Annotated in this window: 20 protein-coding genes and 1 pseudogene; 15 read left to right on the top strand and 6 right to left on the bottom strand. The window is 68.1% G+C overall.

Features of this window, described 5'->3' with window-relative positions; all coding sequences use genetic code 11:
• Window positions 1-8: 8 nt before the first annotated feature.
• Together AC1DHX_RS14645 and AC1DHX_RS14640 are read right to left on the bottom strand one after the other, a co-directional pair.
• Window positions 9-254, bottom strand: coding sequence for a DUF2630 family protein (locus AC1DHX_RS14645; protein WP_223913561.1), 246 nt, complete (start codon window positions 252-254; stop codon window positions 9-11).
• A gap of 149 nt (window positions 255-403) precedes the next feature.
• On the bottom strand, window positions 404-2,275 hold the full coding sequence (locus tag AC1DHX_RS14640; protein ID WP_476859899.1) for a Na+/H+ antiporter: 1,872 nt from the start codon (window positions 2,273-2,275) through the stop codon (window positions 404-406).
• Window positions 2,276-2,449: 174 nt separating this feature from the next.
• Between AC1DHX_RS14640 and AC1DHX_RS14635 the strand changes: the two genes are divergently transcribed.
• From AC1DHX_RS14635 to AC1DHX_RS14620, 4 genes are all read left to right on the top strand, one after another.
• On the top strand, window positions 2,450-3,016 hold the full coding sequence (locus tag AC1DHX_RS14635) for a type 1 glutamine amidotransferase domain-containing protein (RefSeq protein WP_476859898.1): 567 nt from the start codon (window positions 2,450-2,452) through the stop codon (window positions 3,014-3,016).
• Between the two features lie 205 nt (window positions 3,017-3,221).
• Window positions 3,222-3,635: a VOC family protein gene (locus AC1DHX_RS14630; RefSeq protein ID WP_028276112.1), complete on the top strand. Its 414-nt coding sequence runs from the start codon at window positions 3,222-3,224 to the stop codon at window positions 3,633-3,635.
• A 95-nt stretch (window positions 3,636-3,730) separates the two neighbouring features.
• Complete coding sequence (locus AC1DHX_RS14625; protein ID WP_028276113.1) at window positions 3,731-3,940, top strand: hypothetical protein; 210 nt, start codon at window positions 3,731-3,733, stop codon at window positions 3,938-3,940.
• Between the two features lie 143 nt (window positions 3,941-4,083).
• The gene (locus AC1DHX_RS14620; protein WP_476887564.1) at window positions 4,084-4,905 is read left to right on the top strand and encodes an alpha/beta fold hydrolase; all 822 of its coding nucleotides are present in this window, start codon (window positions 4,084-4,086) and stop codon (window positions 4,903-4,905) included.
• Window positions 4,906-4,930: 25 nt separating this feature from the next.
• On the opposite strand, the gene AC1DHX_RS14615 is transcribed toward AC1DHX_RS14620, so the two are convergent.
• On the bottom strand, window positions 4,931-5,665 hold the full coding sequence (locus tag AC1DHX_RS14615) for a GAF and ANTAR domain-containing protein (RefSeq protein ID WP_476859896.1): 735 nt from the start codon (window positions 5,663-5,665) through the stop codon (window positions 4,931-4,933).
• 244 nt (window positions 5,666-5,909) lie between these two features.
• On the opposite strand from AC1DHX_RS14615, the gene mgtA reads away from it, so the two are divergent.
• Both mgtA and AC1DHX_RS14605 read left to right on the top strand, forming a co-directional pair.
• On the top strand, window positions 5,910-8,645 hold the full coding sequence (gene mgtA / locus AC1DHX_RS14610; RefSeq protein ID WP_476859895.1) for a magnesium-translocating P-type ATPase: 2,736 nt from the start codon (window positions 5,910-5,912) through the stop codon (window positions 8,643-8,645).
• A gap of 118 nt (window positions 8,646-8,763) precedes the next feature.
• The gene (locus AC1DHX_RS14605; protein ID WP_476859894.1) at window positions 8,764-10,128 is read left to right on the top strand and encodes a phosphoribosyltransferase family protein; all 1,365 of its coding nucleotides are present in this window, start codon (window positions 8,764-8,766) and stop codon (window positions 10,126-10,128) included.
• 63 nt (window positions 10,129-10,191) lie between these two features.
• Here AC1DHX_RS14605 and AC1DHX_RS14600 read toward each other — a convergent pair whose 3' ends face one another.
• Window positions 10,192-10,878: an SRPBCC family protein gene (locus AC1DHX_RS14600; RefSeq protein WP_476859893.1), complete on the bottom strand. Its 687-nt coding sequence runs from the start codon at window positions 10,876-10,878 to the stop codon at window positions 10,192-10,194.
• Between the two features lie 10 nt (window positions 10,879-10,888).
• Window positions 10,889-11,359 carry a universal stress protein gene (locus AC1DHX_RS14595; RefSeq protein ID WP_230012441.1) on the bottom strand — a complete coding sequence of 157 codons (471 nt, stop codon included), beginning with the start codon at window positions 11,357-11,359 and terminating at the stop codon, window positions 10,889-10,891.
• Window positions 11,360-11,533: 174 nt separating this feature from the next.
• On the opposite strand from AC1DHX_RS14595, the gene AC1DHX_RS14590 reads away from it, so the two are divergent.
• Complete coding sequence (locus AC1DHX_RS14590) at window positions 11,534-12,406, top strand: NAD-dependent epimerase/dehydratase family protein (RefSeq protein WP_476859892.1); 873 nt, start codon at window positions 11,534-11,536, stop codon at window positions 12,404-12,406.
• Window positions 12,407-12,425: 19 nt separating this feature from the next.
• Window positions 12,426-13,457, top strand: coding sequence for an aldo/keto reductase (locus AC1DHX_RS14585; protein WP_476859891.1), 1,032 nt, complete (start codon window positions 12,426-12,428; stop codon window positions 13,455-13,457).
• A gap of 84 nt (window positions 13,458-13,541) precedes the next feature.
• Here AC1DHX_RS14585 and AC1DHX_RS14580 read toward each other — a convergent pair whose 3' ends face one another.
• Entirely contained in the window at window positions 13,542-14,306 is a 765-nt protein-coding gene (locus AC1DHX_RS14580) for a FadR/GntR family transcriptional regulator (RefSeq protein WP_476859890.1), read from the bottom strand.
• Between the two features lie 139 nt (window positions 14,307-14,445).
• Between AC1DHX_RS14580 and AC1DHX_RS14575 the strand changes: the two genes are divergently transcribed.
• The 7 genes and pseudogenes from AC1DHX_RS14575 to AC1DHX_RS14545 form a co-directional block, all read left to right on the top strand.
• A complete protein-coding gene (locus AC1DHX_RS14575) occupies window positions 14,446-15,741 on the top strand; it encodes an ABC transporter substrate-binding protein (protein WP_223913573.1) in 1,296 nt (431 codons plus the stop codon).
• 133 nt (window positions 15,742-15,874) lie between these two features.
• Entirely contained in the window at window positions 15,875-16,843 is a 969-nt protein-coding gene (locus AC1DHX_RS14570; protein WP_476859889.1) for a carbohydrate ABC transporter permease, read from the top strand.
• Window positions 16,840-17,742 (top strand): carbohydrate ABC transporter permease, encoded by a 903-nt coding sequence (locus AC1DHX_RS14565; protein WP_476857978.1) that lies wholly within the window; start codon window positions 16,840-16,842, stop codon window positions 17,740-17,742. The genes AC1DHX_RS14570 and AC1DHX_RS14565 overlap by 4 nt, the downstream gene beginning before the upstream one ends.
• 7 nt (window positions 17,743-17,749) lie before the next feature.
• Window positions 17,750-18,898: a galactonate dehydratase gene (gene dgoD, locus AC1DHX_RS14560; RefSeq protein WP_056430100.1), complete on the top strand. Its 1,149-nt coding sequence runs from the start codon at window positions 17,750-17,752 to the stop codon at window positions 18,896-18,898.
• 77 nt (window positions 18,899-18,975) lie between these two features.
• Window positions 18,976-19,647, top strand: coding sequence for a bifunctional 4-hydroxy-2-oxoglutarate aldolase/2-dehydro-3-deoxy-phosphogluconate aldolase (locus AC1DHX_RS14555; RefSeq protein ID WP_476859888.1), 672 nt, complete (start codon window positions 18,976-18,978; stop codon window positions 19,645-19,647).
• On the top strand, window positions 19,647-20,678 hold the full coding sequence (locus tag AC1DHX_RS14550) for a sugar kinase (protein WP_476859887.1): 1,032 nt from the start codon (window positions 19,647-19,649) through the stop codon (window positions 20,676-20,678). The genes AC1DHX_RS14555 and AC1DHX_RS14550 overlap by 1 nt, the downstream gene beginning before the upstream one ends.
• A gap of 89 nt (window positions 20,679-20,767) precedes the next feature.
• A pseudogene (locus AC1DHX_RS14545) lies at window positions 20,768-21,036 on the top strand (bifunctional D-altronate/D-mannonate dehydratase); the annotation flags it as partial.

Genomic DNA, 21,036 nt, shown 5'->3' with positions numbered 1-21,036 from the left:
CCCGGGGGCTAGCTTTGGTATCCTTCGACCTCGCTGACCGGCCGCACTTCCGCCTCGTCGGGGTTCTCGCCATAGTCTTTTTTCGCGCGCCGCTGGCGGAGCAGGTCCCAGCACTGATCCAGTTGTTCTTCCACCTGCTGCAGCCGGAGGATGTCCGGGCCTCCGGTCCCGCCAGACTGGGTTGAGCCTTCGCGGAGGCCGTGTTCCTCCTCCACCAGGGCCTTGATGCGCTCCAGGATGTCTTGGTTGTCCATGGTGTCCTCTTTTCGTCCGACGGCGGCAGGCAGCCTTCTCTTCGCAGGGTCCACTTCCAGCAGGTCCCCTTCCAGCCTACGGAGGGGATGGTGCGGTGAACAGGGGCGCCCGGGACCGACGCCGGACGGCACTGGCCGGCGCCTGCGGCCTAGCCAAGAAGTTCGTCCGGGTAGCACCAGCGCCAGTCCTCGCCGGGCTCGACGCTGCGCATGACGGGGTGGCCGCTGAGCTGGAAGTGTTTGTACGCGTGGGTTCCCGGCGAGGAATCGCAGCAGGCCACGTTGCCGCACTGCAGGCACATCCGCAGATGCACCGTCGTCGTCCCTTCCCGTTCGCACGCCTCGCAGAAGGGACCAGACGGGACGGTGAGATCCGGGGCGGACTCCAGGTGCGGACAAACGCCGCGGGGCCGGGCGATTCCCTCGCCGCCGCTGCCGTCCGCGTCCGGTTCCTCCAGTGCGGCGTCCAGCATGGACTCTTCGACGTCGAGGCGGTCAAGGACGTTGACCAGGACCTCGTGCGCGTATCCGCCGCCGCGCCGCAGCTCGAGGACCTTGGTGCGCTCGGCGTCCAGCATCGCCAGCCGGAGTTGGGCGTACCGCTGGCTGGGGGTGGCGGCTTCGGCGGACGGCCGGCCCAGCCGCTCCCATGCGGCCAGCCCGCGCTCCTGGGTGCGCCGTTTGAGCATCGCCACGACTTCGGGGGGATCGGCGTCCGAACGCAGTTCCTGGAGCCGCTGCACGCCAGCCGCCGTCGCCATCTGCATCAGCGACGCCTCGTTGAGCGCGTCCTCGCGCGGGTCCGGTCCCTTCACGCGCAGCAACCGGACCAGCGCCGGGAGCGTGAAACCCTGCAGGGTCAGCGTGCCGGCCACCACCACGAGGGCCATCAGGATCAGGACCGACCGGTGCTCCAGCTCCGCCGGCAGGACCAGGACGGCGGCAAGCGTCACCACGCCGCGCATGCCGGCCCAGGAGACGATCGCCGGAAATTGCCAGGGCGGCGCGGGATCCTTGCGCCGGACCGCGGGAATGAGCCGCGGCAGGTACGTTGCGGGGAAGACCCAGACCGGGCGCAGGGCCAGCACGGCCAGCAGCACGGCGGCACAGCCGAACCAGATCCGTTCCGGCCCCAGCGAGTCATCCCGGACGCCCTCGATGATGGTCCGGACCTGCAGCCCGATCAGCAGGAAAACGGAGTTCTCCAGCAGGAACTGGACCGTGTGCCAATTGCTGCGCTGGCTCAGCCGGGCCGCCCCGTTTGGCATGGACGGCGCCTTGGTCCCCATGATCAGCCCGGTGACGACGACGGCCAGGACGCCGGAGGCGTGGATCGCTTCCGCCGGGAGGTAGGCGACAAGCGGGGCGATCAGGGAAGTGGAAGTGTTGATGGCCACGTTGCGGATCCGCTTGCGGAGCGCGGTGAGCATGAAGGCCGCGGCAACGCCCACCGCCACGCCCCCGCCGGCCGCCAGGACGAAGCCGCCGGCAATCTCCGCGGCGGAGACAACTCCGGCGATCGCGGCGATGGCAGCACGCAGGCAGACCAGCGCCGTGGCGTCGTTGACCAGCGATTCGCCCTCCAGGATGGTGACAACCCGGCGGGGCATGCCCACCTTTCGCGCAATCGCCGTCGCCGCCACGGCGTCAGGGGGCGCGACGACGGCGCCCAGGGCCATGGCGGCCGCCAGCGGGATCTCGGGAAACAGCCAGGCGACCACCAGCCCGACGCTGACGGTGCCGAAAATGACGTAGCCGACCGACAACAGGCCGATGGAGCGGCGGTTGGAACGGAAATCGAACAGCGAGGTCTGCAGCGCCGCCGCATAGAGCAGCGGCGGCAACAGCCCGACCAGAACGATTTCGGGGTTCAGCTCGATGGTCGGAACGAACGGTAGGAACGAGCACACCACGCCGGCCAGCACCAGCAACAGGGGGACGGAGATGTTGATCCTTTGGCCCAGTGCGCTGCAGGCACAGACGATGGCGACGAGGGCCAGCAGCCCGAAAGCGACTTCCATGGGCCCATTCTCTCAGCTTCCCGTCCGGTGCCGGCGGGATCCCTGCAATGCATCATCAGCTTGCTTACGACTTGGCGGCTTTCTAGAGTTAAGACTGCAAACCAAGTGGGACACTGCGCTGGTGCCGGCACTGAACGAATATTGCCCGGCCCGCGCCCGGCACGAGGAGGACACATGTCAGAGCACAATCTTTCCGGCAAGAAGGTCGCGTTCCTGCTGACGGACGGTGTGGAGCAAGTGGAGCTGACCAGCCCGTGGGATGCCGTCAAGGAAGCCGGCGGTGTGCCAACCCTGGTCTCGCCGAAGACCGGAGAGCTGCAGGGCTATGACGGCACCGAAAAGGGGCAGCGGTTCGCCGTCGACCTCGCCGTGGGGCGGGCCGACGCCGCTGATTTCCACGCCCTGGTCATCCCCGGCGGCGTGGTCAACGCCGATCACCTCAGGGTCGACAAGGAGGCCCAGGCGTTCACGCGTGCCTTCTTCGAGCAGCACAAGCCCGTCGCCGCCATCTGCCACGGGCCGTGGCTGCTCATCGACGCCGGCGTGGTCAGCGGCAGGAACCTGACCTCCTACCACACGCTGCAGACGGACCTGAGGAATGCCGGCGCGATCTGGACTGACGAGGAGGTCGTGGTGGACCAGGGCCTGGTGACCAGCCGCAGCCCGCGTGACCTTCCGGCCTTCAACGCCAAATTCCTTGAGGAAATCGCCGAAGGCGAGCACGCAGGCCAGACGCCGTAGCCGCACTCCCGCCGCAGCGTCCGACGGCGGCACCGGCCGCCGTCGGACGCCCTCGGCCGGCCGTTCACCTGCTTAGTCGCCGGCTGCCCGGTTCCGCGGCCGGACATCTACCCACGCTGTTGGTTTTGCGGCAGGATATGCCCTGTACCGTGCACCGTCGTCGTTGCCGCCCGGCCGGCGCCCCCAACAGCAAGGAGTTTCGGACATGACTACGCTCAATCCCTACCTCGGCTTCCGCGACAACGCGAAAGACGCCATGACCTTCTACCAGTCGGTGTTCGGCGGGGAACTGACCATGAGTACCTTCGCCGAATACCACGCCAGCGAAGACCCGGCGGAGCAGGAGAAAATCATGCATGCCCAGCTCAGGACGGACGCCGGCATGGTGCTGATGGGCGCGGACACGCCCAACAGCATGGACTACACCGCGGGCAACAACTTTTCCGTGTCCCTGAGCGGATCCAACGAAGCTGAGCTCCGCGGCTACTTCGACAAGCTGGCCGATGGCGGCACAGTCGCCATGCCGCTGGAGAAGGCACCCTGGGGCGACGTCTTCGGCATGTGCAAGGACCGGTTTGGTGTGGACTGGCTGGTAAACGTCGGCTCCGAGCCCGCCTAAAACGGGCCCTCGGCCGCGCCGGCAGTAAGGGCTATCCTGAATGCAGCCAGGACAGTGCAAGCGCGAGTCCAACCCCTGGCCAAGGGAGCCATGCAATGACCGAGAAGCTGCACCTCAGCCCGGAAGATGACTTCCCGGAGGATCTCAGCAAGTTGCCGGACAAGGATCTTCAGGTACTCGACAGCCAAGTCGAGCGCCAACTGGACTATGAGTACGTGGTGGAGGGCGAGCCGAATCCGGAGACGGAATTCCGGCACTATGACCTCGATGAGGAGTTCGAGGAGCGGGACAAACGGGACAACTGATCCGCCCGATCATCCTGAAGGGCCGGCCGCCCCGCACGGCGTCAGGGTTCTAGCCAGCAGGCTTACTAGACTGGGCTGACCACCCGGCGACGAAACGAGCCCTTCATGACCCCGGCAGCTGCCACGCGGTCCCTCCTGTACCCGTGCTCCCCGCCGCGGTCGTTTACAGCATGACCGGTCCGGTCCGCCTGGAGATTTCAGCCGCGGGCCACGCCGGCCACGTCTTCGCCTCGCGCGAAATGGCCGGCGGGTCCGCGCCCGCCGTCGTGCTCATCCACGGAATCGGCGCGTCACACCGCTACCTGCGCCGGCTGCACCGGCTCCTGGCCGGGTCGAGGGAGACCTACTCCATCGACCTGCCGGGATTCGGTGCCACCCCCAAGCCCGCGTACCAGCTGTCCATTGCCGACCACGCCCGTTACATCCTCGGCGCCATGGAACAGCTTGGCGTGGCGGAAATAGTGCTGGTGGGGCACTCAATGGGAACACAGATGGCTCTGGAAGCGGCCCTTCAGCAGCCGGAACAGATCTCGAATGTGGTGCTGATGGGTCCCGTGGTGGACCCCAGGCACGGATCCGTGGCACAGATGGGCCTGGCGCTGGGCCGTGACTGCCTGTTCTACGAGAGTCCCTCCTCGAACGCCTTGGTTTTCACCGACTACCTGCGTTGCGGCCCGTCCTGGTACTTCAAGACCCTGCAGGTCATGATGGAGTACCCGATGGAACAGAAGATCGCCGGCGTCAGCGCACCGGTCCTCGTGGTGCGCGGCGCCAACGACCCCATCGCGGATGCAGACTGGTGCCGCCGGCTGGCCGGGCTCGCCAGCCGCGGGCGGCTGCTGGAAGTGCAGGGAACCGGGCATGTCGTCCAGCACAACCGGGCCCTCGAAGTGCGGGACGGCATTCTGGCGTTCACGGGCCTTGGCGCGGCGGCGGGCGAGCCGCTGCCCGGAAGCCCGGCCTGACCGCACTGGCTGCTCGGGGCCGGGGTTAGACGTCGAAGTGGGTCCGGGTGGGGCCCTGCCCGAGTGACTCGACCACGCCGGCCGCGACGGCGTGGAGCTTGATGTTCCGGGCGCTCGAGGCCGACTTCAGGAGCTCGAACGCCTCGTCCTGGCTGCAGCGATTCTGCGCCATGATGATGCCGACGGCGACGTCGATCACGGTCCGCGTCTCCAGGGTGGCCTTGAGGTTGGCGGCTGTATCGCTGCTGTGCGCGAACCGGACGGCGAGGCGCAGGGCCATGGAGGTCTGGTGGACGAAGTCACGGGCCAGCTCCGTGGCGCGGTGATCGAACCGGCCCGGCCGGTGCGAATAAAGGTTCAGGGCGGCCCGGGTCTCGCCTTCCAGCAGGAACGGCAGCGCCAGGATCGACCGGAAGCCGTGCCCCCGCACCGCCGCGGCGTACTGCGGCCAACGGCCATCGAGTTCAAGGTCCTCAACGTGGACGGTTACCTGTTCCCGGGAAGCCGTCATGCAAGGGCCGTCACCGAAGGTGTACTGGATTTCGTCCATGGCCTGCGCGGCGGGGCTGCTGCTCGCGACGGTGGCCGCCTTCTTTTCCCGAAGGAGCGTGATGCCGCACAGGATCTCGTCCCCGGGCTCGGACAGGCTGCGCGCGGATACGCGGGCCAGCTCCCAGAGGAAGTCCTCGACGTCGGAGCTGCTGAGCACCAGTTCATGCAGCTGCTGGTTTATTGACTTTGCGGTTGACTCGCTGACCACTTATCTGTTGTGCCGTTTCACTCAGGTCAAGACGACCCGGCCGAGCTTCCCACCGCGGCAAGGGGCGGATACGGCAGCGGCCGGATCGAAGAACAATCCAACGGCTCGCTGCAAAACCGTACCGGGAGAGTATATACATCCGGGAAACGCAGGTTCCACACAGGGCTCCGGGCCGGACGGCTCCTGAACCGTTCGTCCCGGGCATAAGCTGTGCCTTAGGCGAAATATCGCGAACGGATTCCGTATGCCAGAGCTGGACGTCAAGGACTTACCCTCCGCCCCGCTGGCGATCGCCCGCGCCGCGGGCCGGCCTGTTGCCGCCGTGTTGGACGAGCTGGGCTCGGGCGAGAATGGACTGACGGGTGCCGAAGCGGGCAGGCGCCTGACGGAAATGGGCCCGAATGCGGTGCGGACCCACATGGCCAGCGGGTGGGCGGTGTTGGGCCGGCAGCTGGCCAGCCCCATCCTGCTCCTCCTGCTCATCACCGCCGGGCTTTCACTGTTTCTCGGGGACGCCACGAACGCGATCGTCATCGGCGTGATCCTGCTGGTCAGCGTCGGGCTGGGGTTCAGCAACGAATACCGGGCCGAACGCGCTGCGGAGGCCTTGCATTCCCGCGTCACGCACCGCGCCGTCGTCGTCCGCGACGGAAGTCCGGGCGAAATCGACGTCACCGCGCTGGTGCCCGGCGACGTCGTCCACCTGGGGATCGGCGCGATCATTCCGGCGGACATGCGGGTGCTGACGGCCAAGGACCTCCTGTGTGATGAAAGCATCCTGACCGGGGAATCGCTGCCGGTCGCCAAGGATCCTGCGCCCGTGCCGCAGGATGCCCCGCTGGCGGACCTGACCAGCTGCGTCTTCATGGGGACCGTGCTCCAGTCCGGCAGCTGCACGGCAGTGGTGGTAGCCACCGGAGGCCGGGCGGAATTCGGCCGGATTGCACTGGGCCTGGGCGAACGGCAGCCGCAGACCGAGTTCCAGCTGGGCCTCAAGCGGTTCTCCTTCCTGCTGCTGCAGGTGGCCATCGGACTGAGCTCGCTCATCTTCGTCGCGAACCTGCTGCTGCACCGGCCCGTGATCGAATCCCTGCTGTTCTCCCTGGCGATCGCGGTCGGCATCACTCCGCAGCTGCTGCCCGCGGTGGTCAGCACCAGCCTGGCCACAGGCACCCGGCAGCTGGCCCGGCGCAAGGTCCTGGTGAAGCGCCTGGTCTGCATCGAGGACCTGGGCGACATGGACATCCTGGTCACGGACAAGACCGGGACGCTGACCGAGGGCCGGATCAGCTTCACCGCCGCGCTGCCCGTCGGCGCGGGCATCGAGCCCGCTGAGCTGCTCACGCTCGGACTGCTGGCGACAGAGGCCGACTACGCCGAGGCGAGGCTCTCCACGGTCGGCCTGAACCCCTTGGATGCCGCCCTCTGGGAATCACCCGACGCGGCGGGCTTCCGGCCGGAGCGCTACGAATGCATGGACGTCATAGACTTCGACCACCAGCGCCGCCGGACCAGCGTGCTGGTGCGCGAAGCGAACGGACCTGCCCGCATCATCACAAAGGGCTCGCCGGAAGATGTCCTGGCCCTCTGCGTGGGCACGCCGGCGGACGTGCAGGCGATGCTGGACAAGCAGTTCGACGCCGGATCCCGGGTGGTGGCTGTCGGAACGCGACCCGCTGGCAGCCTGGAGGACCTGACGCCGCCCGACGAGAAGGATCTGGTCCTTGCCGGTTTCCTCATCTTCCTGGACCGGCCCAAAGCCAATGCACGGGCCTCCCTTGACCAGCTCGAGGCGCTCGGCATTACGGTCAAGATCGCCACCGGCGACAACGCCAGGGTCGCCGAAAAGGTCTGTGACGAACTCGGCGTGCTCTCCGGCGGGACGCTCAGCGGCGCCGCCGTGGAGGCCATGTCCGATCCGGAGCTGGCCGCCGCCGCACGGGAGGCGAGCATCTTCGCCCGCGTGTCGCCGGAACAGAAGGCACGGATCATCCGGCTGCTGCGGCTAAGCGGCGGCGCCGTCGGGTTCATGGGCGACGGCGTCAACGACGCCCTTGCACTGCATGCCGCGGACATCGGCATCTCGGTCGACAGCGCCACCGACGTCGCGAAGGACGCCGCCGACGTCGTGCTGCTCGACAAGGACCTGGGGGTGTTGGCCGAGGGCGTCATGGAAGGCCGGCGGATCTTCGCCAACACCATCAAGTACGTTCTCATGGGCACGTCCAGCAACTTCGGCAACATGTTCAGCGCGGCCACGGCCTCCGTGGTGTTGAGTTTCCTGCCCATGCTGCCGGGCCAGATTCTGCTCAACAACCTGCTCTACGATGCCGGCCAGCTGGCCATTCCGGGCGACCGGGTGGACAAGGAACAGCTGGTGGCCCCATCGCACTGGGACATCGGCTTCATCCGGCGTTTCATGTTCCTGTTTGGCCCCATCAGCTCCATCTTCGACTTCGCGACCTTCGCCCTCATGCTTTTCGTCTTCGACGCGGTTCCGGGCGAATTCCGGGCCGGCTGGTTCATCGAGTCCATCGTGACGCAGACGCTGATCATCTTCGTCATCAGGACCCGGCGAGTGCCCTTCTTCCGGAGCAGGCCGTCGCTTGGCCTGGTCGGGGCCTCCCTGGGCGTGGTGGCCCTCGGGGTGTACCTGCCGTTCTCGCCCCTGGCCGGCGTGCTGGGCTTCGATCCGCTGCCTGTGCCGTTCTTCCTCGCCTTGCTCGGGATGGCGGTCGTGTACCTGGTGCTGGTGGAAATGGCGAAAGTCTGGTTCTACTCCCGGGCCGCCCAGCAGCCTGTTTCACGCGAGCCGGCGGCGCTCCGGCACCGCGGCCAGACCCACCGCATTGCCCGCCGGGCCGCCCGCTTCAGCATCCCGGCGGCCAGGCCGCTGCTCGTCCACCGTGGCCCGGGCTGGCGCCGCCGACGCAAACTCGGGCATAAAGGCCCTCACAGGGTTTCGGGCGCGGGCGGATAGTTGGAGTCAGCGGCCACCTGGTCCTGTTCGGGTTAGGGGAACCCGTAGGAGCGCACCAGTTTCAGCAGCACACGACTGATGGCCGATGGCCCACGCTTCGACTTGAAAGCCATAGCCCATGAGCATTTTTGAAGACAGGGTCGACGCCGGCAGGCAGCTCGGCAGGCGTCTGGCGGAATTGCGTGGCCAGGACATTGTGGTCTTGGGYCTGCCGCGCGGCGGCGTGCCTGTGGCCTTCGAAGTCGCCGCAGCCCTGGATGCTCCCCTGGATGTGATTGTGGTGCGGAAACTTGGGCTTCCCTACCAGCCCGAGCTCGCCATGGGGGCTATCGGTGAAGGCGGTGCCAAAGTCCTGGACGAGGAGGTCCTGGCCCATGCGCGGATCAGCGGTGCGGAACTCCAGGCTGTTGAAGAACGCGAACGCGGCGTGCTGGAAAACCGGGTGGTCCTGTTCCGGAAGGGCCGGACCCGGCACGACCTGACCGGACGCATCGCGGTGATCGTCGACGACGGGATCGCCACCGGCTCCACCGCCCGCGTGGCCTGCCGGGTCGCCCGCAAACAGGGTGCGGCCCGCGTGATCCTGGCCGTTCCGGTTGCCCCCGCCGAGACCCTCGCCGACCTGACGGAACCGGACGAAGTGGTCTGCCTGGCGACGCCGCGCCAGTTCACCGCCGTCGGATACCACTACCGGGACTTCTCGCCGACTGACGACGACGAGGTGTTGCGCCTGCTCGATCTTGCGGCCAAACGCGTCGAGGCCGCACCGCCGCCCTTCTGGACCTCGACGGCGACCCGCGCCGGCACTGCCGCCGACGTCGACGAGGAAGTGGAGATCCCGTCCCGCGCGGTGCGGCTCCAGGCCCAGCTGCACCTTCCGGTGCCGGCCAGCGCCGTGGTGCTGTTCGCCCATGGCAGCGGCAGCAGCCGCCACAGCCCCCGGAACCGGTACGTGGCCGGCGTCCTGCAGCAGGCCGGTCTCGGCACGCTGCTGCTGGACCTGCTGACGCCGGCGGAGGAGCGCCACCGCGCCAACGTCTTTGACATCGAACTCCTGGCCCGCAGGCTGTCCTCGGCAACGGACTGGCTTTCCACCCGGGCGGACACGGCCTCCTGCGCTCTGGGGTACTTCGGTGCGAGCACGGGAGCCGGGGCTGCACTGTGGGCGGCGTCGGAGCCGTCGGCGCGGATCGCGGCTGTCGTGTCCCGCGGCGGCCGCCCCGACCTCGCCGGCCCGCGGTTGTCCGCCGTCAAGGCGCCCACGCTCCTGATTGTGGGGAGCCTGGACCACGAGGTCCTGGAACTGAACCGCCGGGCGAAGGCGATGATGCGCAGTCCCAGCCAGCTCGCCGTCGTGCAGGGGGCAACGCACTTGTTTGAAGAGCCGGGCACGCTCGCGGCGGCGGCCATCCTGGCGCGGGACTGGTTTATCGACTACCTGCTGCCCCCGAACGGTGCCGGCGCGCGGGCCGCGGGCGTCTGAGGGGCCGCGGGCGTCTGAGGTGGCCAGAACCGGGGAGTGCAGGGACCACGAATCCCGCGGACCCTAGCTCCGGCGGCCCTCTGCCCTGGACCGGATCCCCAGGAGCATCCGCCGTTCCATCAGGAACTGCACCGGTTCCAGCAGTGCACGCAGGGCCAGACCCTCCGCCAGGGGCGAAAAGTCGTACCGGGTGCGGGACAGCAGCCTGGTGGCCTGGGGCCCAGCAGGTCGCAACACGAACGTCCAGCCGACGTCCAGCCGGCGCCCGATGGGACGGACCCCTGCCGGCGACATCCTCCCCGTGCGCAGATCGATGGTTCCGCCCAGCCCCAGCGCCGCCCCGGACTGGATGAGCCGGACCGGAAGACCGCCGTCGGGGGACAGCGGAACGACGTCGCCAACTTTCAGGCGTTGCAGCTCCGGGAGAATCCGGTCCGCACTCCGGATGCCCAGACCCGCGCCGCGTTCGAGCCAGTCGTAGGAGTAGAAGCCGCCCCGCCCGGCGCCCATCTGGACAAGCCACGGCCAGACCTCTGCCACCGGGGCCGCAATAGTGATCGCGCGGGTGCTTTGCATGCGCGGGGCGGGCACGATCTCGTCCCCGGCGAGCGGGCCGGCGGCCTCCTGGGTGGTAGCCCCCCAGCGCAGGAGCCGCGGCCGGACAGCCAGGACGTAGGCTGCGCCCGCCGATGCCGCAGCCAGCGCCGCGAGCGGTCCGCGCAACCGGCCGGGGACGTGCTGACCGCTCACGCGAGGGACCTCATGCGCTGGTCCGGCCCCTGGGGTCGTCCGATTCCGGCCCGACCACCACCACCGGGCAGTGGGAGTGGGCCGCGACGGCCGCGCTCACCGAGCCCATGACCTGATGGAGGAAGCCGCCCTTGCCGCGCCGGCCCACCACGAGCATTTCGGCGTGCTGGCTTTCCTCGACGAGGACCTTGGCGGGCGCCCCGAACTTGACCGAGCGGTTAAGTCCTTCCGGACGCGATTCGCCGAAGGCCCGCTCCAGTGCCTGGTCCACGAGGCGTTCGGCGGTCTCCTCCAGCTCATCGAGGGTGGGCGTTCTGTCCTCGGGCAGGTGGGAGGCCAGGAAGAAATCGGAAGTTCCCAGGCATGTGATGACTTCCAACGGGATGTTCAGAGCGGTGGACATGCGCCCGGCGAGGCGGAGCGCCGTCGTCGAAAACTCGGAACCGTCCACACCCACGACAATGCGCTGATCACCGTTCATGCTCCCCAGCCTTGCCCCTGCCCCCGGGACTGCCTAGGGCCGAAAGTCACGCGGGGCTGGGCACCGTGGCCGCCTCCGCTTAGGGTGGAACGGGGACCGCCGGCACCGGAGCAGGTGCCGGCCCCCCGGCCGGACCATGACGGTCAGCCGAGCCTGCCACCCGAGGAGTTCCTGATGAAAGTTGCTGTTACCGGAGGAAGCGGAAAGCTGGGCCGAAACGTCGTGCGGCGGCTCAGCGATGACGGGCACGAGGTGACCAACCTTGACCGCACCGGTGTGCGCGGCCCGGGCTTCACGGAGGTGGACCTGCGCAACTACGGCCAGGTGGTGGACGTGTTCCTCGGCCTGGAGGACCGCCATGCCGGCTTTGACGCCGTGGTGCACCTGGCCGCGATTCCCGCACCGGGACATGCCCCGGATGCCGCCACCTTCGAGAACAACATGCAGTCCACCTACAACGTGTTCCAGGCTGCCCGGCGGGCCGGGATCAAGAAAATCGTCTACGCGTCCAGTGAGACGGTGCTGGGGCTGCCTTTCGACGTGGACCCTCCCTACATCCCGGTGGACGAGGACTACCCCGCCCGGCCGGAAAGCACGTACTCCCTGGTCAAACACCTTGAGGAGCAGATGGCCATCCAGCTGACCCGCTGGGACCCGGCCCTGAGCATCACCGGCCTGCGGTTCTCCAATGTGATGGACCCGGAGGACTATGAGGAATTCCCCTCCTTCGACCACGACGCGCGGGCGCGCAAGTGGAATCTCTGGGGCTACATTGACGGCCGGGACGGCGCCCAGGCCGTGGCCCGAGCCCTGGAGCACGGCAAGCCCGGGTTCGAGGCGTTCATCATCGCCAACGAGGACACGGTGATGAGCCGCTCCAGCGCCAGCCTGGCCGCCGAGGTGTTCCCGAACGTCAAAGTGGTCAAGGACCTGGCCGAGCACGAGACCATGCTCTCGATCGACAAGGCCAAACGGCTGCTGGGTTACGCGCCGGAGCACACCTGGCGGAACTACCACCCGCTGCGCACCACCCCCACTGAAGACTGACCCCAACTTGAGGAGCTCCATGCAATACCGCACCCTGGGCAACAGCGGCGCCGTCGTCTCCAACTATGCGCTGGGCACCATGACTTTTGGCGCCGAGGCCACCGAGGAGCAATCCCGCGCGATCCTGGATGACTACTTCGCGGCGGGCGGCAACTTCATCGACACCGCCGACGTCTACAGCTCGGGGGTGTCGGAGGAAATCATCGGCCGGTGGCTGGCGGACCGGGCCGAGGTCCGGGACCGGGCGGTGGTGGCCACGAAGGGCCGCTTCCCGATGGGCCAGGCCCCCAACGACGTCGGAACCTCCCGCCGGCACCTTGTCCGGGCACTCGATGACTCGCTGCGCCGGCTCGGCGTAGAACAGATCGATCTCTACCAGCTGCACGCGTGGGACCCTGTTACGCCCCTCGAGGAGACACTCCGGTTCCTGCACGACGCCGTCACCAGCGGCAAAATCGCCTACTACGGCTTCTCCAACTTCCTGGGCTGGCAGTTGACCAAGGCGGTCCATGTGGCGAAGGCACATGGCTGGAATGCCCCGGTGACGCTGCAGCCGCAGTACAGCCTGCTGGTCCGTGAGATCGAGTCGGAAATTGTGCCGGCCGCACTCGACGCCGGGATCGGGCTGCTGCCGTGGTCGCCGCTGGGCGGCGGGTGGCTGTCCGGCAAGTACAAGCGCGACCAGCCGCCGGCCGGGGCCACCCGTCTGGGCGAAAACCCGAAACGGGGGATGGAGGCCTGGGCGGCCCGCAACGCCGATCCCCGCACCTGGGACGTGATTGCCGAGGTGGAGCAGACCGCCGGGCGCCACGGCGTGAGCCCTTCCCAGGTGGCGCTGGCCTGGTTGGCGGACCGGCCGGCGGTCACCTCGGTGATCCTGGGCGCCCGCACCACCGCGCAGCTGGCGGACAATCTCGCGGCCGCGGATCTGCGGCTCACCGCGGGGGAGACGGAGCGGCTGACCGAGGCCAGCCGGCCGCGCGTCGGAGTCTATCCGTACGGGCCGATGGCCCAGGAACAGCGCAGCCGGAAGCTCGAGGGCGGCCGCTAACAAGGCAACGGGCTAACAAGGCAACGCGGGGTCACGTAGCGCCGGTCCGGGGGGTGGCGATGGGCCGGAGGTGACCCCGCGCTGTCATTCGGGGGAGTGCTGCCCTTCCGGGGAGGCGGGGCCGCCGGCATGATAGCTGGACCAGATGTCGCCCATTTCCTCCGTGGACTGCTCCACGATCCTGCTCATGCCGGCGTGCGCGACGTCCGCCTCGCCGCGCTGAATGGCGCTGGCCACATCGACGTGCAGCTGCAGGGCCTCGTGGTGTGGCAAGTGCGGCATGAGGCCGTGCTGGGTGCGCCCGGTCAGGACCTCGGTGACCAGGTTATGCAGCTGGGCGAACATGGCGTTGCCGGAGGCCCGGAGTACTGACGCGTGGAATTCGATGTCGAGCCGCAGGAACTCGTCCCGGTCTCCGCGCTGGCCGGATGCCCACAGCCGAGCGGCCAGCGAGACGAGGTCGCTCCCGGCATCCCAGGAAGCCCTCCCGGCGGCGAGGCGGGCGGCCGCCGGTTCGATTGCCCCGCGGAGCTCGTTCAGGGCCTGCAGCTGCGCCAGCCGCTTTGACGAGGCCAGCCGCCAGCGGATTACCTGCGGGTCGTACGCATTCCACGATTCCTCCGGCTGCACCACCGTCCCCAGCCGCCGCCGCGACTCCAGCATCCCCTTGGAGGACAGCACGCGGGTGGCTTCCCGCACCACGGACCGGGAGACGTTGTGCCGGGCCTCAATCTCGTCCAGGCGCAGGATCGAGTGCGGTGCCAGCGTCCCTTCGGCGATGGCAAGCCCCAGGTTCTGGAGCAGCACGGCGTGCAGGTCTGCTGTTGGCTCCGCCTTTGGAGTTTTCATAAATAAATCATACTGGGAGCCCCCAAGGTCTTGCTAAATCTGCTTTATTTACCTAAGATCACTTCCAGAGCAGATGTAAAGATGCATTTGCAGCCGGCTGGACAGAGACGCCCAGCCCTGAAAACCAAAGGAAGTCGTAATGAAGCGACGTTCAATTGCGAAGTACGCGGCCGTCGCCGCCGTCCTTTCCCTGGGCCTGACTGCCTGCGGCGGGGCCAGCGGCAGCGCCGACGCCAAGACCTCCGGCACCGTACGGGTCACCCTCGCCAACCACGTCTGGACCGAGGGCATCAAGGCAGCCATTCCGGAATTCGAGAAGTCCAGCGGGCTCAAGGTCGAACTGACCCAGCTGGGCGAAGACCAGCTCTCGGACCAGTACAACGTCAAGCTCAACGCCGGCAGCGACGAGATCGACGTCATGATGTACCGCCCGCTCCAGGAAGGAAAGGCGTTCGCGAAGAACGGCTACCTCGCGGACCTGACGTCCAAGGTCTCCTCGGACGCCGCGTGGGACTGGAAGGACTACCAGGAGGGCCCGGTCAAGGCCACCACCGCTGACGGCAAGGTGGTCGGCGTCCCGATCATCACCGAGCGCGAGGTCCTCTACTACCGCAAGGACCTGCTGAAGGCCGCCGGCCTGGAGGTTCCCAAGACGATGGACGAGCTCGAGGCCGCGGCCAAGGCCATCAAGGCTTCCTCCCCGGGCACGGCCGGCTTCGTGGCCCGCACCGGCAAGTCCGCCGCCGTCACCCAGTTCTCCAGCTTCCTGTACAGCTTCGGCGGCGACTTCACCGACGCCAGCGGCAAGTCCGCCGTCAACTCCGACGCTGCGAAGAAGGCCTACGCGTTCTACGGCGGCCTGATCAAGAACTACGGCCCCGCCAACGTCAGCACCGACATGAGCTGGCCCGAGGCAATGGCGATCTTCACCCAGGGCAAGGCCGCCTTCTACACGGAGGCCGACTCGCTCTACAAGAACGCCACCGACCCGGCCAAGTCCAAGGTCGCCGACACCGTCGGCTTCGCCGCACTGCCCGCCGGCCCCGCCGGTTCCAAGCCGTACAACATCCCGTCCTGGGGCCTCGCCATCAACCAGGCATCCAGCAACCAGGACAACGCCTGGAAGTTCATCCAGTGGGCCACCAGCAAGGAACGCACCCTCGAGGCACAGAAGGCCGGAGTCCCCGGACCCCGCGCCTCGGTCTGGGCGGACCAGGCCGGCACCTCCACCTACCCGAAGGACCTCGCCGAGGCCATCTCCGCCAGCGCCAAGAACGGCGTCGGGCACGACCGTCCCGAGGTTGTCACCGTAGGCAAGGCCCGCGAAATCGTGGGCGGCCCGATCGTCGCCACTATCACCGGCTCTGACTCGTCCGCCGCAGCCGACACGGCGCACGACGCCTTCCAGAAGTTCCTGGACAGCGAAAAGAAGTAGCGCCCCCGGCGCGCCAGCCAGGCTTCGCGCCTGAGCACTGCGCCTGAGCACCAAACAGCCCGGCGGGACGGCGGTCCGATGCCGTCCCGCCGCGGCCAGCTCTTCACTTCACCCCCAACTCCTTAGGTGAACCATGTCTGTATTGACCCCACCCCGCAGCGCGCAGTCCCAGCCGCCGTCCGGCCGCAAGGCCCTCCGCACCCCCAATGCACGCGAGAACTTCTCCGGCTGGGCCAACCGGCACCGCAAGTGGCTCTTCGCCGCCCCCGCCATGATCTTCGTCGGCGTCCTGATCGTCTTCCCGCTGGGCTGGACCCTGTACCTCAGCCTGACCGATTCGCAGGGCTCGGTCCGGGCGGCCTCCGAGTTTGTCGGCGTGCAGAACTACCTCACGGTCCTCTCCGACGTCGAACGCTTCTGGCCCGCCGTCGGCCGCACGCTGAGCTTCACCGGCGTTGCCCTTGTCTGCGAAGTGGTCCTCGGCATGTGCATTGCGCTGCTGCTGTGGCGCCCGTTCCGCGGCGAAAAATGGGTCCGCGTGGCCATCCTGCTCCCGCTCGTAGCCACTCCCGTGGCCGTCGGCATGATGTGGCGGCTGATCTTCGATCCCAACATCGGCTTCGTCAACCAGCTGCTCGGCATGGTCGGGATTCCCGCCCAGCCCTGGCTCTCCGGCCAGGACACGGCGCTCGGCACCACCATCTTCATGGACGTGTGGCAGTGGACCCCCATGGTGGTCCTGATCCTCCTGGCCGGACTGACCTCGCTCTCCGAGGAACCCGACGAGGCGGCCCGGATGGACGGCGCCAACGCCTTCCAGCGCTTTTTCTTCATCACGCTGCCCCTCATGATGCCGACCGTGATCGTCGCCATCCTGCTCCGGGGCATCGACGCCCTGAAGACCTTCGACATCCTCTACGCCACCAAGGGCAAGGGCGGCGGGTCCTTCCACGAAGTGGAAACGCTCAACGTCTACGCCTACGGGCTGAGCTTCGACTACAACCAGTACGGGCTCTCCTCCGCGGTGCTGATTCTGTTCTTCATGATCATCATCGGCTCCATGTGGCTGCTGACCATGCGCAAGAAAGCGGTAAGCAAATGACCGTACTGACAGAAAACACAGAAAACACCGAACCCCGGACCGCAGACCCCGCCCGGCCCACACCGGCGCCGCGCCCCCGGAAGCCGCTGGGCACCCGCGCGTACAAGGTGTTCCGCGTGGCGGCACTGGTGGCCGTGGTGCTGTTCCTGATCGCCCCGCTGTTCTGGATGCTGCTGGCATCCCTCAAGACCAACGTGGACATCTACGACACCGGCAAGTCGTTCCTGTTCACCCCCACGTTCGAGAACTACGCCAATGTGCTGCAGCGGAACAACTACTTCGTCTTCATCTTCAACAGCTTCTGGGTGGCCTTCGTCTCCACTGCCCTGTCGCTGGTCCTGGGCGTGCCCGCCGCCTACGCCATGAGCCGGTTCACGATGCACCGCTCGGCCCTTGTGGTCCTGATGGCCCGCGTCATCCCCGGCGTCTCCCTGCTGGTGCCCTGGTACTACGTCTTCTCCAACCTGAAGATGGTGGGCGGCTTCGAGGTGCTGATCCTCAGCCACATGTTCGTCGCGCTGCCGCTGATCGTGTACATCATGATGAGCTACTTCGATTCCCTGCCGCTGGAGCTGGAGGAGTCGGCCCAGGTGGACGGCCTCACCCCGATCGGCGCCTTCCGCCGCATCACCCTGCCGCTTTCCGTCGCCGGCATGGCCACCGCCGGCATCCTGTCCTTCATCTTCTCGTGGAACAACTTCATGTTCGCCCTGGTGCTCTCCGGCTCCAAGACCAAGACCCTGCCGGTCGCGATCTTCGACTTCGTCTCCTACGCCAGTATCGACTGGGGCGGACTCATGGCGGCCGCCACCGTGGTCACCATTCCGATCATGATCATTGCGCTCTTCACGCAGAAGTACATCGTCTCCGGCATGACCGCCGGCGCGACCAAGGGCTAGGCAACAGATGACACTCATCAGCAGGATTGAAACGTTCCTCGTCGCTCCGCGCTGGCTCTTCGTCCGGATCGAGACGGACAGCGGGATCGTCGGCTGGGGCGAGGCGAGCTGCGAAGGCCGCAGCGAAACCGTGCGCACCGCCGTCGACCAGCTCTCCGAACTGCTCATCGGCAACGACGCGCTCCGGATCGAGGACCACTGGCAGGTTATGACCAAAGGGTCCTTCTATCGCGGCGGGCCCATCCTGGCCAGCGCCGTGTCCGGCCTGGACCAGGCCCTCTGGGACATCGCCGGCAAGCACTTCAACACGCCCGTGCACCAGCTGCTCGGCGGCCACGTCCGGGACCGGATCCGGATGTACGGCTGGGTGGGCGGGGATGAGCCCAACGAGGTGGCGGACCAGATCAGCGCGCAGCTGGAGGTCGGCCTGACGGCGGTCAAGATGAACGCCAGCGGCCGGATGAGCCCCATCGCCTCCGTGGCCGAGCTCGACGGCGTCGTCCGCCGCGTCGCCGCCGCCCGCGAGGTCCTCGGCGACCACCGCGACGTCGCCGTGGACTTCCACGGCCGCTTCAGCCTCGCCAACGCCCGCCGGGTGGCGCCGCTGCTGGAACCGTACCGGCCCTTCTTCCTCGAAGAGCCGGTGGTCCCGGAAAACACGCACCTGCTGCGCGAGTTCACGTCCTCCACGACGACGCCGGTCTCCACCGGTGAGCGGCTCTACAGCCGGCAGGAATTCCTGCCCGCGCTGCAGGCCGGCATCGCCGTGGCCCAACCGGACCTCTCCCACGCCGGCGGCATCACCGAGGTCCGCAAAATCGCCTCGCTCGCCGAAATCTACGAGGTCCAGCTCGCCCCGCACTGCCCGCTGGGCCCGCTGGCGCTCGCCGCCTGCCTGCAGGTGGGCTTCGCGACGCCCAACTTCCTGATCCAGGAGCAAAGCATCGGCATCCACTACAACCAGGGCGCCGAAGTCCTGGACTACGTGGTGGACAAGTCCCCGCTGAAGTTCGTGGACGGACACATCGAACGGCTCACCGGCCCGGGCCTGGGCATCGAGATTGACGAGGCCGTGGTCCGGGCCGCGGACAAGCGCGGGCATGCCTGGCGCGGTCCCGTCTGGCGGCACCCCGACGGCGCCTTCGCCGAGTGGTGAACGCCGGAACGCTGGGACAGGACCTGTCGCCCCGGCGTATTTGCCCTGACGTATTTGCCCCGAAGGAGAAGCCTGACATGGAGAACACCCTGACGCCCGAACTGCTGCTGGCCGGGATCCAGGAAAGCCGGCTGGTGGCCATTGTGCGCGGCACGGACGGCGCGGCCGCCGCGAAGGCAGCCCTCGCGGCGATGGAGGAGGGCTTCCGGTATGTCGAAATAGCGCTCACCACGCCGCGGGCCCTTGAAGCCATCCGTGAAGTCCGCGCGGCCGCCCCCGCGGGCTGCTTCGTCGGTGCCGGAACGGTGCTGACGGCCCAGGACGTTGCCCGCGTCGCCGATGCGGGCGGCCAGTTCATGGTGACCCCGTCGCTGGCAGAGTCGATTGCCGAGTCGGCCCGGCTGGCACTGCCTGTGCTCGCCGGTGCGCTGACACCCAGCGAAGCCCACGAAGCCATGAACCGCGGCGCCACGGCCGTCAAGCTCTTCCCCGCTTCCATCGGCGGTCCGGGCTACCTCAAGGCGCTCCGCGACCCGTTCCCCGGGATCCCGTTCATCGCCGTCGGCGGCGTCGGGCTGGATGAAGCCGAGGGCTACTGGGAAGCCGGCGCCATTGCCGTGGGGCTCGGCGGACCGCTGTTCGGCGATGCCGGCTCCGGCGGCGACCTCGCCCCGATGCGGGAGCGGGCCCGCGGTTTCGTGACCCTGGCCGCCGGGTTCGGCCGCCCACGCGCGGAGAGCCTGCGGTGATGGCCGCCGTTGGCCCGGCTTTGGCTGGGGAGGGCGTCGACCTGCTGACGTTTGGTGAGTCCATGGTCTCGCTGCGGTCCACCGGCCCGCTGTCCGCCGGCGGCAGCCTCGGCATGCACGTGGCCGGGGCCGAATCGAACGTGGCCGTCGGGGTCGCCCGGCTCGGGCACAGCGTCACCTGGGCCGGGGTTGTCGGCGCCGACCCGCACGGGGAGTACATTCTGCGGCAGCTGCGCGCCGAGGGGATCGGGCTGCGGCACCGGATTGACGCGGCAAGGAACACCGGGGTGATGTTCCTTGAACAGCGCACCGCGGATGTCACCCGGGCCTTCTACTACCGCGCCGGATCCGCCGGGTCCACCCTCGGCCGGGAGGACCTGGACCGTGCCCTGGCGGCCGGGGCACGGATCCTGCACCTGACCGGCATCACCGCCGCCCTCAGCCCCGACGCCCGCAAGGCCGTGGAGTACGCGGCCGAGCGCGCCGCCGCCGAAGGCATGGAGGTCTCCCTCGACGTCAATTACCGCAGCAAGCTCTGGACCCGGGAGGTGGCCCGCGCCGCGCTCTCGCCGCTCGCCCGGCACGCCAGCATCGTGATCGCCTCCGACGATGAGCTCGGGCTGGTCGCTGCCCCGGTGGGAGCTGGCCCGGAGGGATCACCGCACCCCGGCGATGCCGATCCAGATGCAGATGCCGCCGAAACAGCCATGGCCGCCGAACTGCTGGAGCGCGGCGTCCGCGAAGTCGTGGTCAAGCGCGGCGCCGCCGGCGCCGGTGTCCACACCGCCGACGGGCGATGGGAAGTGCCCGCCGTGCCTGTGACCAGCATCGATACCGTGGGCGCCGGGGATGCCTTCACCGCCGGCTACCTGTCCGCCCTGCTCGACGGCGCCGACGTCGCCGGCCGCCTGCAGCGGGGCGCCCTGGCGGGAGCTTTCGCCGTCAGCACCGCGGGGGACTGGGAAGGCCTGCCCGGCCGCGCGGAGCTGGCACTGCTCGGGACCACGCCGGGCGGAACCACCCAGCGCTAAGCCCCCCGCGCTGAACCACCCGCGCTGAACCACACTGGCGGCTATCCGGCGCGCCCGACATTCACCGACCAAGAAAGCCTGGACCTGTTGTGAAAATCATTGCCGCTGAAGTGTTCGTCACCAGCCCCTCCCGGAACTTCGTGACCCTGCGGATCACCACCGAGGACGGCGTGACCGGGATCGGGGACGCGACCCTGAACGGGCGCGAACTCGCCGTGGCCGCCTATTTGAAGGAGCACGTCGCGCAGCTGCTGATCGGCAAGGACCCGCACCGGATCGAGGACACCTGGCAGTTCCTGTACCGGTCCTCGTACTGGCGCCGCGGCCCGGTCACGATGGCCGCGATCGCCGCGGTGGA

The organism is Arthrobacter sp. 05N33_2, from assembly GCF_056397425.1.
Note: the sequence above shows the minus strand (reverse complement) of the source record. Positions and strands in the feature narration are given on the sequence as shown.

Excerpts from the sequence above, each read along its gene's own strand:
- AC1DHX_RS14645 (WP_223913561.1), bottom strand. The coding sequence starts at position 254 with ATGGACAACCAAGACATCCTGGAGCGCATCAAGGCCCTGGTGGAGGAG.
- AC1DHX_RS14630 (WP_028276112.1), top strand. The coding sequence starts at position 3,222 with ATGACTACGCTCAATCCCTACCTCGGCTTCCGCGACAACGCGAAAGAC.
- AC1DHX_RS14635 (WP_476859898.1), top strand. The coding sequence starts at position 2,450 with ATGTCAGAGCACAATCTTTCCGGCAAGAAGGTCGCGTTCCTGCTGACG.
- AC1DHX_RS14625 (WP_028276113.1), top strand. The coding sequence starts at position 3,731 with ATGACCGAGAAGCTGCACCTCAGCCCGGAAGATGACTTCCCGGAGGAT.
- AC1DHX_RS14570 (WP_476859889.1), top strand. The coding sequence starts at position 15,875 with ATGTCTGTATTGACCCCACCCCGCAGCGCGCAGTCCCAGCCGCCGTCC.
- AC1DHX_RS14565 (WP_476857978.1), top strand. The coding sequence starts at position 16,840 with ATGACCGTACTGACAGAAAACACAGAAAACACCGAACCCCGGACCGCA.
- AC1DHX_RS14595 (WP_230012441.1), bottom strand. The coding sequence starts at position 11,359 with ATGAACGGTGATCAGCGCATTGTCGTGGGTGTGGACGGTTCCGAGTTT.
- dgoD (WP_056430100.1), top strand. The coding sequence starts at position 17,750 with ATGACACTCATCAGCAGGATTGAAACGTTCCTCGTCGCTCCGCGCTGG.
- AC1DHX_RS14550 (WP_476859887.1), top strand. The coding sequence starts at position 19,647 with ATGGCCGCCGTTGGCCCGGCTTTGGCTGGGGAGGGCGTCGACCTGCTG.
- AC1DHX_RS14575 (WP_223913573.1), top strand. The coding sequence starts at position 14,446 with ATGAAGCGACGTTCAATTGCGAAGTACGCGGCCGTCGCCGCCGTCCTT.
- AC1DHX_RS14580 (WP_476859890.1), bottom strand. The coding sequence starts at position 14,306 with ATGAAAACTCCAAAGGCGGAGCCAACAGCAGACCTGCACGCCGTGCTG.
- AC1DHX_RS14640 (WP_476859899.1), bottom strand. The coding sequence starts at position 2,275 with ATGGAAGTCGCTTTCGGGCTGCTGGCCCTCGTCGCCATCGTCTGTGCC.
- AC1DHX_RS14585 (WP_476859891.1), top strand. The coding sequence starts at position 12,426 with ATGCAATACCGCACCCTGGGCAACAGCGGCGCCGTCGTCTCCAACTAT.
- AC1DHX_RS14555 (WP_476859888.1), top strand. The coding sequence starts at position 18,976 with ATGGAGAACACCCTGACGCCCGAACTGCTGCTGGCCGGGATCCAGGAA.
- mgtA (WP_476859895.1), top strand. The coding sequence starts at position 5,910 with ATGCCAGAGCTGGACGTCAAGGACTTACCCTCCGCCCCGCTGGCGATC.
- AC1DHX_RS14590 (WP_476859892.1), top strand. The coding sequence starts at position 11,534 with ATGAAAGTTGCTGTTACCGGAGGAAGCGGAAAGCTGGGCCGAAACGTC.